Below are 11,898 nucleotides of genomic sequence, written 5' to 3'. Positions count from 1 at the left end.
TCGAGCGTCCGTGGCCGGCAACGCCCCTGACGGTCACCCGAACGGACGTGCCTGGCCTATGGTTGAATTATCCCGCGTCCTCTCGCGTTCTGCATTGACTTTAATCAAGTCGGAGCGTGCCCGGCGCCCAGTCTCAGACCCGCTGGATCAGCGCCCGCCCGATCGGCTTTTCCGGCTCGCCGCTCAAGACAAGCGACGTCGTCACGGCGCCATAGCGCGCGATCGTGTCGACGATCGTTTCAAGCTCGCCCGGCGTCGGCACCAGCACCTTGAGAAGGAAACAGTCCTCGCCGGTCAGCCGCAGCACCTCGATCACCTGCGGCATCTCGGAAAACTGCTTGAGGCAGGCACGGATATGTTCGTGCGTCGTCTTCAGGCGGATCACCGCCATCATGCCAAGCCCGAGGCGCGCCGCATCGATGCGTGCGCCATAACCGGAAATGATGCCGCGCTCCTCCAGCCGCTTGACCCGCTCCGAGGTCGCCGGCTGCGACAGACCGATACGCCGCCCGAGCTCCGAGATCGCGATGCGTCCGTCTTCCTGCAATACCTCGATGATCGCGATATCGGTCGGGTCGAGGACAGAACGGTCAAGCCCCATGTTTCACCTTTAATCCATCGGCAAACGGCCGCACTTTCCGATAATTGCGCATTCAGATGGCCAAGGGAAGGTGGCAGTCTTTCCGTATGTTGAAGATGAGAGGGCGACATGAACGATATCATCATCCTGCCGGGCATCGGCGGCTCCGGCGAGACACATTGGCAGACCCATTGGGAGCGCCTGGACCCAGGCATCCGCCGCTTCCAACCCAGCGACTGGGATCGGCCGAACCTTCAAGACTGGGTCGTAGCGCTCGACAGCGCCATTGCCTCAGCCGGCGAACCGCCGCTCCTTGTCGCCCACAGCCTTGCCTGCCTGCTCGTCGCCCATTGGCAGAAGGCGTCCGTGCTGCCCGTCGCCGGCGCCTTCCTCGTTGCGGTTCCCGACCCCGCATCCCCGGCCTTCCCGGCCGAGGCTGCCGGGTTTGCCGCGGTTCCGGCGGAACGCTTCCGTTTCCCCTCGCTTGTCGTGGCAAGCTCCAACGACCCCTTTGGCAGTGTCGGCTACGCTCAGATGCGGGCCGCACAATGGGGAAGCAGCTTGGTCGAGGTCGGTGCCCTTGGTCATATCAACGGCAGGAGTGGATTGGGCGACTGGCCGGAAGGGCACGCGCTGTTCCGGTCGTTTGTCGCGGGCGCCGCCCATGAAAGCGCAAGCCTCGCGGTCAACGGCTGACGATGACGTGCAGAGTGGAGCGCCGGCTCGGTTGCCGTTGCTTCGCTGCGGCAACGACGCGAAACCACTTATTAAATCTCGCGGGGCTAAGATAAGGGGCCGTATTGCCGGGGTTTCTCGCGTTGCTGAACAATGAACTTCATTCCTCGATCCGTGCCGGAGAGCAGGATCGCCGTGACGGCCTGAAGCCTGGCAACCGCTTCCTCGGGCGCGTGGTCGCCTGCAACGGCGCGCGTGCCACCATTGCCGCCATCGCCGAGAGCGGCGAGACGTCGCTCACCGAACTCTGGTCCGTCGGCCGGCTGATCTCCATCTCCGTCGGCAGGAACCGCGTGGTTGCGCTGGTCTATTCGATGCAGACCGCCTCCAGCGAATGGGGCGAAGAGGCCAACAACATCTTCCGCATCGAGGTCGAACTGATGGGCGAGGTCCACATGGGACCGGAGGGGCGCGAAGAGTTTTCTGCCGGCATCAGCCAGTACCCCTATCTCGGCGCCATCGCCCACCGCATCCGCACCGCCGACCTTGCGCGCATCTACGATTCCGGCCGTAGCGACAGCTGCATCATCGGCAAGCTGACCCAGGACGAGAGCCTGGATGCGACCATCCACGTGCCGTCGATGCTCGCCAAGCATTTCGCCATCGTCGGCACGACCGGCGTCGGCAAGTCGACCGCCGTGACGCTGCTGCTCAACAAGGCGATATCAGCCGATCCCAAGCTGCGCGTGCTGATCCTCGATCCCCACAACGAATTCGCCGCCGCCTTTCCCGACCTTGCCGTCGTCATCGACACCGACACGCTCGACCTGCCCTTCTGGTTCTTCCGGCTGGAAGAATTCGCCGAGGTGATCTTCCGCGGCCGCCCGGCCCCGCCGGACGAACTCGACATGCTGCGCGACATCATCCCCGAGGCGAAGAAGGCCTTTCGCGGCGGCGGCGGCGACGGCGTCGTCCGGCGCCAGACGGAAAAGAGCTCGATCACGGCCGACACGCCGGTGCCCTACCGCATCGCCGACCTCCTGGCGCTGATCGACGAGCGCATCGGCCGGCTCGAGGGCCGCAACGACAAGCCGCATCTGCGTTCGCTCAAGGTCAAGATCGCCTCGGCGATCAACGATCCGCGCTATCATTTCATGTTCTCCTCGAACACGATCACCGACACCATCCAGGATACGATCGCCCGGGTGTTCCGTATCCCCGGCGATGGCCGGCCGATCGCCACCTTCCAGCTCGCCGGCATCCCCTCGGAAGTCGTCAACTCCGTCGCCTCGGTGCTCTGCCGCATGGCCTTCGAAATCGGGCTGTGGAGCAATGGCGGCATCCATATGCTCGTCGTCTGCGAGGAGGCGCACCGCTATGTGCCCGCCGATCCTTCGCTCGGCTTCCTGCCGACGCGCCAGGCGATCGCCCGCATCGCCAAGGAAGGCCGCAAATACGGCGTCTCGCTCGGCATCATCACCCAGCGCCCCGGCGAACTCGACCCGACGATCCTGTCGCAGTGCTCGACGGTCTTTGCCATGCGGCTTGCCAACGACCGCGACCAGGACATCATTCGCTCGGCTATTCCGAACTCCTCGACATCGACCACCAGCTTCATTTCCTCGATCGGCAACGGCGAGGCGATCGCCTTCGGCGAAGCCGTCTCCGTACCGATGCGCATGCGTTTTTCCCGCATCGCCGAGGAGCGCCTGCCGCGCGCCCACGGGATCATCGACCGGATCGACGAGGACCACCCGCCGACCGTCGATCTGCGCGCGATCGTCAGCCGCATGCGCGCCATCAACGGGCCGGATATCTCGAGCTTCCAGCAGAGCTACATGGCAGCGCAGAGCACCGAGGCGCAGCGCTGGGAGACGGAACTTGGCGCCGCGGCAGAAAGCGAGCCGGAACAGGGCTTCAGCGAGCCGCAGCCCGAGATCGAGCCCTATCGGCCGGACATGCTCCCGCGCGCCGCTGCCCCGGTCAATCCGGAACTGGAACGCTTCAACCAGATCCGCCAGCAGCTTTTGAACGAGCCGTCGGCGACCGATCAGGCCCAACGCCGCCCGCCGCCGGCTGACCCGGCGCCCGGCGAGCGGCCGCGCCAAGGGTCGTTGCGCGAAAGCCTGTTGAAGCGGCCGCTCGGCAGCATCATCCGCAAGCCCTGACGCCCGCCACGCCGGCAGCGGCACGGTCACTGTTGCGCCACGGCGCCGCGGATCGATAAGAGAGATATTTCAAGCATTTCGAGCGCACGCCTTCGGGTGGCCGCGGAGAAAAGACCTTGCCTGAGAACGACTACGACGCCTTTGCGGCAGCCTATGACGCCGACAACGAAAACAACGCCTGGAACGCCTTCTACGAGCGGCCGGCCGCGCTTGCCCTCGTCGGCGACGTCGCCGGGCTTCGGGTGCTGGACGCCGGTTGCGGCGGTGGCGCGCACGCGGCGGCCCTGATCGAGCGCGGCGCCACGCTGACCGGTATCGACAAGAGCGCCGGCCTTCTCGAAATCGCCCGGCAGCGCCTTAAAGGGCGTGCGCGATTGCTGGTAGCCGACCTCGACGCGCCACTGCCGTTCGACGATGGCGCCTTCGACCTGATCCTGGCATCGCTGGTCATGCACTATCTGGAGGACTGGTCGCCGGCGCTTTGCGAGTTCAACCGTATATTGCCCAGCGGCGGCCGACTGGTGCTTTCCACCCATCACCCGTTCATGGATCACCAGCTCTCCGGTCACGACAACTACTTCGAGACCTACAGCTTTGACGATACCTGGGAGCGCGGCGGCAAGACCATCGAGATGCGCTTCTGGCATCGCCCGCTGCACGCCATGTTCGATGCGCTCAAATCGGCGGGATTTGCGATCGAGACGGTAAGCGAGCCCGAGCCCGATCCGCGTGCCCGCACGCTCTTTCCGGAGGCGCATAAAAGCCTGACGACCAAGCCGAGGTTCCTCTTCTTCTCGGCCGTGAAGCTGTGAGCGCGACGATCTCGGAAGCGAAGCATCGTTTCAGCCCGGTCGACTAAAGGTCAGATCCCCAGGATCTCCTCGTGCGCCCCGGTTGCGCCCCAGCGGACGATCTCGGCAAGGATCGGCATCAGCGCCCGCCCCTTCTCGGTCAGGCTGTACTCCACCTTGCGCGGCACCACCGGATAGTCCCGGCGACTGATCAGGCCCCGTTCCTCCAACTCCCGCAGTTCACGGCTCAGAATGCGCGGGGTGATCGGCTTTCCAAGCCCGCCGCGAAGCAGCGAGCGTCCAATTTCGCCATAGCGGTGGGTGCCGCCTTCCAGCACGCAGAGGATATGAAGCTTGTAGCGCCCGCCGACGATCCGGGTGAAGGCGATGGCGGGGCAAAGCCGGATATGGCTCATGTCGAGACCGGTCAGGCTGGACACTTTCGGGCCGACGCCGCGCCCGGTTTCCACGGCTTGCTCCGTCATGTCGGCGGCCCTCCGTACTATCCTATTTGTCCGTATTTACGATATCATACCAAAGAGTTAGCGTCCCACCAGCGAAACATTGCGGGAGGAAGCCACGATGGCTGCAACGGCACAGGCATCCGGAGAAGTCAGCTGCGACACGGCCTTCGGAGCGCAGCCATGAGCGTGGAGATGACCGTTCTTTCGCTCGGCTGCATCTTTGGCATCGTCCAGGTTTTCGTCGCGGCGCAGCTCCAGACCCGCCAGAACGGACTGGCCTGGTCACTCTCTTCGCGCGAAGCGGCCGTGCCGCCGCCAACGCCCCTGGTCGGACGGCTGAAACGCGCGCAGGCAAATTTTCTCGAGACGTTTCCCTTCGCCGCGTCCGCGCTGCTTGCGGTCGAAATCACCGGCAGAGGCGACGCGACGACGGAGATCGGCGCCATTCTGTGGCTTTCGGCGCGGTTTGCCTTCTGGCTCGCCTATGCGATCGGCATCCCGGTGCTGCGCTCGGTTCTCTTCGCGGCCAGCATCATCGGCATCGCCCTGATGCTGTGGCCGCTCCTCACCTGACTGCGGCGGATGGGGGCGCGGGAAAGGGAACAATCGGGCAAGCCGCCCGTTGTCGTCGCGACATCCCGGGGGTGTATCGCTCCAAAGGCTGTCAAACGACCGACGAAGACGGGAGCACGCCATGGTCGCAAGCATCACCCCCTTCCTGATGTTCCAGAACGGTGTTGCCGACGACGCCATGGCGTTCTACGTCTCGCTCTTCCCCAATGCCGAAGTGCTCGACGTCGAGCGCTATGGCCCGGACGAGCAAGGCCCCGAAGGCAGCGTCAAGGTGGCGCTTTTCCGGCTCGGCGCTCAGCGCGTCAAGTGCATCGACAGCCCGGTCCGGCACGCCTTCGACTTCACTCCGTCCTTTTCCTTCTTCGTCGAATGCCAGAGCGAGGACGAGATCATCACGCTCTCGGGCATGCTCGCCGAAGGCGGGGCGGTGCTGATGCCGCTCGATAATTACGGCTTCAGCCAGCGCTTCAGCTGGGTCAACGACCGCTTCGGCGTGTCCTGGCAACTGAATTTGGCGGACTGATCGACCGCTGGCGTCACTCTGTGTTTCAGAGCACTTCGCCCGCGTTCTCGATGCGTCGCCAGCTTTCATCAAGCTGGTTGCGGAACCAGGTCATCTGGCGCTTGGCATATTGCCGCGTGGCGGCCGCGCCCATCTCGACCACTTCGGCCTCGTCGAGCTCACCCCTCAATAGTGCTGCGATCTGGCTGACGCCGATCGCCTTCATCACGGGCATTTCCGACGAAAGGTCGAGCGCAAGCAGCGCCTTGACCTCGTCGATCGCGCCGCGTGAGAGCATCAGCTCGAAGCGGCGATTGATGCGGTCGTGCAGGAGCTTGCGCTCCGGCAGCACCACATACTTCGCCGCCCGGTCCGGGTTGACGATGATCGGCCCCGTCTGCTTCTGGAAGAAGCGGATCGGCTTGCCGGTCGCCTCCGTCACTTCGAGCGCGCGCACGATCCGCTGGCCGTCGCCCGGCTTCAGCGTCGCCGCCGTTTCCGGATCTTTGGCCAAAAGGTCCCGGTGAAGGCCTTCCGGCCCCTCCGTCTTCAACCGCTCGCGCAGCCTTTCGCGGATCGCGGCCGGAATCTCGGGCATATCGGAGAGACCGCCGGTCAACGCCTTGAAATAGAGCCCCGTGCCGCCGACAAAAACCGGCAAGCGTCCCTCGTCCTTGAGCCGCACGACCAGCGCCTGCGCTTCACGCGCCCAGGCACCGGTGGAATAGGCGGATGCCGCCGGCACATGGCCGTAAAGACAGTGCTCGATGCCGCCCATGTCGGCCTCGTCCGGCCGTGCCGTCAGCAGCCGCAACGTGTCGTAGACCTGCATGCTGTCGGCATTGACGACCACGCCGCCATGCCGGCGCGCCAGTTCGACGGCAAGCGCAGACTTGCCGCTGGCGGTCGGCCCGGTTATCAGGATCGCGTCGCTCTCGGTATCAAGGTTGTTGTCCATGGCTCTCGTTGCCACGCTTATCGCCAATCCGTCAAATCCTGTTCTGACGCCAGCACTGGCAGAAGCCGCCGCTGATGCCGTCAAGGCATCCGGCCTCTACTGGCTCGCCGACGGCATCGCCTGCGACATCGCGCTCGCCGATGGCACCGATCCGGATGCGGCCGAAGCGCTGCTGCGCGGCGTCATCGCAAACGCGCCCGTCGACGTCGCCGTGCAGGACGCCGAGAGCCGCCGCAAGAGGCTGCTCATCGCCGACATGGACTCGACCATGATCGGCCAGGAATGCATCGACGAACTCGCCGCCGAAGTCGGCCTGAAAGACAAGGTGGCTGATATCACCGCGCGCGCCATGAACGGCGAAATCGCCTTCGAGCCGGCGCTGACCGAACGCGTCGCGCTGCTGAAAGGCCTGCCGCTCAGCGTCGTCGACGAGGTAATTTCCAAGCGCATCACGCTGACGCCGGGCGGCAAGCAGCTGATCGCGACGATGAAGAGCAAGGGGCACTATGCCGCGCTCGTCTCCGGCGGCTTCACCGTCTTTACCGGCCCGATTGCCGACATGCTCGGCTTTGACGAGAACCGCGCCAACACGCTGATCGCCGACGCAGGCATCCTCACCGGCGAGGTCGCCAGCCCGATCCTCGGCAAGCAGGCCAAGGTCGATGCGCTCATCGATATCGCCGGCCGCCTCGGCATCTCGACGGACGAGGCCCTTGCCGTCGGCGATGGCGCCAACGATCTCGGCATGATCCAACTTGCCGGCACCGGCGTGGCGCTGCATGCCAAGCCCGTGGTTGCCGAACAGGCGAAGGTCCGCATCGACCACGGCGACCTGACCGCCCTTCTCTATCTGCAGGGCTATCGCAAGACGGATTTCGCCGGATGATCATCTCCGAGACCGAGCGGCTGCGCATCCGCGCCTGGAAGGAGAGCGACCGCGACCTCTTCTTTACGATCAACAGCGATCCCAAGGTGATGGAATTCTTTCCCTTCCGCCGCAGCCGCGCGGAATCAGACGCGCTGTTCGATCGCGTCGGCAAGGGCATCGCCGAGACCGGCTTCGGCTTCTTCGCCGTGGCACTCAAGGCCGACGACCGGCCGATCGGTTTTTGCGGCCTCGCGCTCACCGATCTGGAGCCACACCTGCCAAACGGCACCGTCGAAATCGGCTGGCGGCTTTCGACGCCCTATTGGGGAAAAGGCTACGTGACCGAAGCGGCCTCCGACCTCCTGCGCTACGGCTTTGAGGAAAAGGGCCTGAGCGAGGTCGTCTCCTTCGCCGTCGCGGCCAATGCCCGCTCGACCGCGGTGATGAAGCGGATCGGCATGCGCCGTGACGCCAGCCGCGACTTCGACCATCCCCGCGTTCCCGCCGATCACCCGGCGCTGATGCGGCATGTGCTTTACGCCATCACAGCCGAGGAATGGCGGGCGCGGCGGGCGAAGTAGACGGGATTGCCCCTCACTGTCCTGCCGGACCTATCGCGCGCAGCCCGGATAGCTCCGCTCGATCCAGGCGACGAACGCCTGCGCCGCATCGGAAAGCGTCTCGAAACGTCGAGCCACGAGAAAGAACGCCCCATAGGGCACCGAAACGTCGAAGGGCCGGATCAGCCTTCCGGCTGCGAGATCGTCGAGCGCATGATCACGGTCGAGCAGGCCGACACCATTGCCTCGAAGCGTCGCCTGCAGCACCATCGCGCCATCGGCGAAGATGGCGCCGCGTTCAAGCTTGACCGGCGCAGCACCCGCAGCCGCGAACCATTGCTCCCAGAGCGCGCGGTTGTCCTCGTGCAGAAGCGCGTGCTGCAACAGGTCCTCCGGCCGATCAAGCGGCCGGCCGGCCCTGGCAAGAGCTGGCGCGATTACCGGGATCATTTCCACCCGCGCCAAAGGGCGCGCTTCGACCCGCGGCCAGCGTTCGGCCGTCAGGCTGTGGCGAATGGCGATGTCGGCTTCGCCGCTGCGAAACTCGGAAAGCCGCGGATCGGCGTCGATCACCAGGTCGATTTCCGGATGCGCCTCCTGAAATTCCTGCAGATGCGGCACCAGCCAGCAGCCGGCGAACGAGGGTTCGGCGCTGACCTTCAGCGTCTGCGAAAACCGCCGCCCCGAGAGCGCATCAAGGCTTTCGCCGACCATGTCGAAGGCCGCGGTCAGCGTGCCGAGCAGCGCCTCGCCATCGGCCGTCAGCCGCACGCCGCGGTGGAGCCGTTCAAACAGCGGCCGACCGATCAGTTCCTCGAGTTCGCGCACTTGCCGGCTGATGGCGGCCTGCGAGACGAAAAGCTCCGATGCAGCCAGCGTGAAGCTCTCCAGCCGTCCCGCCGCCTCGAAACTCCGCAACGCTGTCAGGGGCAACCGGCCGCGCTTCATGCATAACCTCAAGTTATTCGAAGGCGACTGTAAACTCGTTTGAGCGATGCCCGCAAGTGCGATGAAATGGTGGTCAGAAAGGAGGTGCGACCATGCTTGCGATCATCGAAATCCTGTTCGAAGCGCTGCGGTTGGCGACCTTCCAGCGGGCGCACGGGACGCACCCGCGCGCGGCGGCCTGCCCGAGCCATGAGAGTTGATGCCAATTCCGGTGCGTGCGGCCCCTAAGTGTCTCCCAGGATTTGCCCCTCACCCTAACCTTCTGCCCGCAGGCGGGGAGAGGGAACGCGCGCCACGGCTCAACTTTCGTCCTGAAATCCGCTCGGCGAAAAAGGTGATAGGCGGCGGCAGTATCGCGAGCGGCAGCGGCAACGCCCCTTCTCCCCGCTTGGCGGGGAGAAGGTCGCGGCAGGGGGATGAGGGGCTGGTCCCTGTCGGACACCGAGGGACTAGGGTCTTGAATCAAAAACTGAAGAAGCGGACTCAGCGCGTCAGCCCGGCAGGCGATCTCCTTGAAAAGACTCAGGCAATAGCCTTCAGGCGAAGGCAACGTCGCGGCACAGATCCGAGGCCGCGACGCAAGGTCGGGGAAAGGCGCAATTTACCCTAGTCCACCCTGACCGTGACGAAGCGCAGTTCGCCGGTCTTGTTGGCCAGCAACAGTTGCGCGTTGTGCCGGCCGCTGGATTTCAGCTCCTCGACCCGGTCGGCCACGTCGTCGGGCGTGCCCATCGCCTCCTGACTGACCTCGACGATGACGTCACCGGGCTCCACCCGCCGTTCCGCCGCCACCGAGTTCGGTGCGACCTCGGTGATCACGACGCCATCCACGCCTTCGGCGATGCCGTACTTCTTGCGCGCCTCCTCGTTCAGCGACGAAAGCTTCATGCCGAGCACGACGTCGGTCGCAGGCAGCGGTGCTGCCTCCGGCTTGTCTGCCTTCGGCTGGTCTTCGCCGGTCGCTGCCGGCGCGCTTGCAAGCTGGCCATCCTCGAGACGCCCGAGCGTCACCTTGACCGTCTGTTCCTTGCCGTCGCGGAAAACGACGACGTCGACCGCCTTGCCCACGGCGGTTTCGGCGACGACGCGTTGCAGGTCGCGCATCTCGCTGACATCGCGACCGTCGAATTTAACGATGACGTCGCCGGCCTTGATCTCGCCGTTCGTGATCGGCCCGCCCTCGATGATGCCGGAGACGAGCGCGCCGCGCGGCGCGTCCATCTTCAGGCTTTCGGCGATATCGTCAGTCACCGGCTGGACCCGCACGCCGAGCCAGCCGCGCCGGGTCTCGCCGAAGTCCTTGAGCTGCAGCACGACATTGGCGGCAAGCTCCGTCGGCACCGAGAAACCGATGCCGATCGAGCCGCCCGTCGGCGAGATGATCGCCGTGTTGATGCCGATGACTTCGCCAGCCATGTTGAACAGCGGCCCGCCCGAATTGCCGCGGTTGATCGCCGCGTCCGTCTGGATGAAGTTGTCATAGGGGCCGGCGTTGATGTTTCGGCCACGCGCCGAGATGATGCCGACGGAGACCGAGCCACCAAGGCCGAACGGGTTGCCGATCGCCATCACCCAGTCACCGATGCGCATCTTGCGGGAATCGCCGAAAGGCACGGCCTTCAGCGGCGCCTTCGGCTCGACCTTCAACAGCGCGAGATCGGTCTTCGTATCCTTGCCGACGAGTTTGGCCTTCAGCTTGCTGCCGTTGGCGAAGTTGATCTCGATGTCGTCGGCGCCCTCGATCACGTGGTTGTTGGTGACGATGAATCCGGTCGGGTCGATGACGAAGCCGGAGCCAAGCGATTCGACCGTGCGCTGACGGTTGCCCTGGTCGCGCTGGCCCTTGAAGAACTCGTCGAAATAGGGCTGGTAGGGCGAGCCCTCCGGCACCTGCGGCGCCGGCGCGTCGTCGTCGTTCTTGACCTTCTGCGAGGTCGCGATGTTGACGACGGCGTCAAGCAGGCCTGCGGCAAGATCGGCAACGGAGGCCGGGCCATTGGACGGCGGAAGGATCGCCGTGTTCTGGGCAAGCGCCGTGCCGCTGAAGGAGAGCGCGCCTGCGAGCGCCAGGACGCTCAGGGTGGTGCCAAGCGAGAGAGCTCGGGATTTCGTTCGCGTGGACAATTCGCTTAAGCTCCTCTGGCTGTTCAGCGGGCAACCGCTTCTGGGCCACCTCTCCTGCCTATGACCACCTGCGCCATAGCACTTTGATTTCGCACACTTTCGCCTCGGCCGAAACCGTGGCAGCGCGTGAGCGGCGCGACCCTCGACACTATTCGCCGGTCCCGCGACACCTGATCTTGTCTGCAGGATAAGGCGGAATTCGGAAGCGTCCAAACACGATTTCCTGATCCTTGCACGGACGTCCGCGAAAGGTCGGAAGTTGCGGGGCTGTACATGCGTCGGAGGACGCGACGTGTCAGGTCGTCAGTTCGTGGCCATGGTCTTTCAACGCGCGCACCGCCTTGTCGAGGTCGGAGCCGGCGACGAAGACGTAGTCGGTGCTGAAGGTCGAATTGGCAAAGATACCGACGCCGGCGTCCGAAAGCGGCTGAAGCACCGAGGCAAGCACGCCGGGCACGTCAAAGGCAAAGTGCTGCTCGATGCGGAAGCAGCGCCAGCCGAGCGAGCTCTGGACGCTGGAAGGTACGCGGGCGGCGCGGCAGACGAGCGTCATTTCTTCGCGCGAGCTCGACACGGTCCAGAAACCCGGCCCCGGCAACCATTCCGGTATGCTGGAGCCGATATTGAGGCGGGTGATGGCGTATTCGGCATCGACCAGGCGGATCAGCAGTTTACGTGGCATTTCGC

Annotated in this window: 13 protein-coding genes; 7 read left to right on the top strand and 6 right to left on the bottom strand. The window is 64.9% G+C overall.

What is annotated here, in order from left to right:
- Nucleotides 1-133: 133 nt before the first annotated feature.
- Nucleotides 134-601 carry an Lrp/AsnC family transcriptional regulator gene (locus tag XB14_RS04960; RefSeq protein WP_077960560.1) on the bottom strand — a complete coding sequence of 156 codons (468 nt, stop codon included), beginning with the start codon at nt 599-601 and terminating at the stop codon, nt 134-136.
- Between the two features lie 108 nt (nt 602-709).
- Here XB14_RS04960 and XB14_RS04955 point away from each other — a divergent pair, with 108 nt between their 5' ends.
- The 3 genes from XB14_RS04955 (at nt 710) to XB14_RS04945 (ending at nt 4,235) form a co-directional block, all read left to right on the top strand.
- Complete coding sequence (locus XB14_RS04955; protein WP_077960559.1) at nt 710-1,276, top strand: RBBP9/YdeN family alpha/beta hydrolase; 567 nt, start codon at nt 710-712, stop codon at nt 1,274-1,276.
- 122 nt (nt 1,277-1,398) lie between these two features.
- Nucleotides 1,399-3,423, top strand: a complete 2,025-nt coding sequence (locus tag XB14_RS04950) for an ATP-binding protein (RefSeq protein WP_077960558.1) — start codon at nt 1,399-1,401, stop codon at nt 3,421-3,423.
- Nucleotides 3,424-3,539: 116 nt separating this feature from the next.
- A complete protein-coding gene (locus XB14_RS04945) occupies nt 3,540-4,235 on the top strand; it encodes a class I SAM-dependent methyltransferase (RefSeq protein WP_077960557.1) in 696 nt (231 codons plus the stop codon).
- Nucleotides 4,236-4,285: 50 nt separating this feature from the next.
- Here the strand turns inward: XB14_RS04945 and XB14_RS04940 are convergent, their stop codons facing one another.
- Nucleotides 4,286-4,699, bottom strand: coding sequence for a winged helix-turn-helix transcriptional regulator (locus tag XB14_RS04940; RefSeq protein ID WP_234803959.1), 414 nt, complete (start codon nt 4,697-4,699; stop codon nt 4,286-4,288).
- A gap of 159 nt (nt 4,700-4,858) precedes the next feature.
- Here XB14_RS04940 and XB14_RS33075 point away from each other — a divergent pair, with 159 nt between their 5' ends.
- Together XB14_RS33075 and XB14_RS04930 are read left to right on the top strand one after the other, a co-directional pair.
- Nucleotides 4,859-5,251, top strand: a complete 393-nt coding sequence (locus XB14_RS33075; RefSeq protein WP_179119529.1) for an MAPEG family protein — start codon at nt 4,859-4,861, stop codon at nt 5,249-5,251.
- A gap of 121 nt (nt 5,252-5,372) precedes the next feature.
- On the top strand, nt 5,373-5,774 hold the full coding sequence (locus XB14_RS04930; protein WP_077960556.1) for a VOC family protein: 402 nt from the start codon (nt 5,373-5,375) through the stop codon (nt 5,772-5,774).
- Between the two features lie 25 nt (nt 5,775-5,799).
- Here the strand turns inward: XB14_RS04930 and miaA are convergent, their stop codons facing one another.
- Nucleotides 5,800-6,711, bottom strand: coding sequence for a tRNA (adenosine(37)-N6)-dimethylallyltransferase MiaA (gene miaA / locus XB14_RS04925; protein WP_077960555.1), 912 nt, complete (start codon nt 6,709-6,711; stop codon nt 5,800-5,802).
- Here miaA and serB point away from each other — a divergent pair.
- Both serB and XB14_RS04915 read left to right on the top strand, forming a co-directional pair.
- Nucleotides 6,710-7,597 carry a phosphoserine phosphatase SerB gene (gene serB, locus XB14_RS04920; RefSeq protein ID WP_077960554.1) on the top strand — a complete coding sequence of 296 codons (888 nt, stop codon included), beginning with the start codon at nt 6,710-6,712 and terminating at the stop codon, nt 7,595-7,597. The genes miaA and serB overlap by 2 nt on opposite strands.
- Entirely contained in the window at nt 7,594-8,160 is a 567-nt protein-coding gene (locus XB14_RS04915) for a GNAT family N-acetyltransferase (protein ID WP_077960553.1), read from the top strand. Before serB ends, XB14_RS04915 begins: the two co-directional genes overlap by 4 nt.
- Before the next feature lie 30 nt (nt 8,161-8,190).
- Here XB14_RS04915 and XB14_RS04910 read toward each other — a convergent pair whose 3' ends face one another.
- The 3 genes from XB14_RS04910 to XB14_RS04900 all read right to left on the bottom strand — a co-directional run bounded on the left by XB14_RS04910 (nt 8,191) and on the right by XB14_RS04900 (nt 11,893).
- Entirely contained in the window at nt 8,191-9,087 is an 897-nt protein-coding gene (locus tag XB14_RS04910; protein WP_077960552.1) for a LysR substrate-binding domain-containing protein, read from the bottom strand.
- Nucleotides 9,088-9,693: 606 nt separating this feature from the next.
- On the bottom strand, nt 9,694-11,211 hold the full coding sequence (locus XB14_RS04905; protein WP_179119528.1) for a DegQ family serine endoprotease: 1,518 nt from the start codon (nt 11,209-11,211) through the stop codon (nt 9,694-9,696).
- A 295-nt stretch (nt 11,212-11,506) separates the two neighbouring features.
- Nucleotides 11,507-11,893 (bottom strand): ACT domain-containing protein, encoded by a 387-nt coding sequence (locus XB14_RS04900; protein WP_077960551.1) that lies wholly within the window; start codon nt 11,891-11,893, stop codon nt 11,507-11,509.
- Nucleotides 11,894-11,898 lie beyond the last annotated feature (5 nt).

It is taken from the genome of Ensifer adhaerens (genome assembly GCF_002007205.1).
Taxonomy (GTDB): Bacteria; Pseudomonadota; Alphaproteobacteria; order Rhizobiales; family Rhizobiaceae; genus Ensifer; species Ensifer adhaerens_D.
Note: the sequence above shows the minus strand (reverse complement) of the source record. Positions and strands in the feature narration are given on the sequence as shown.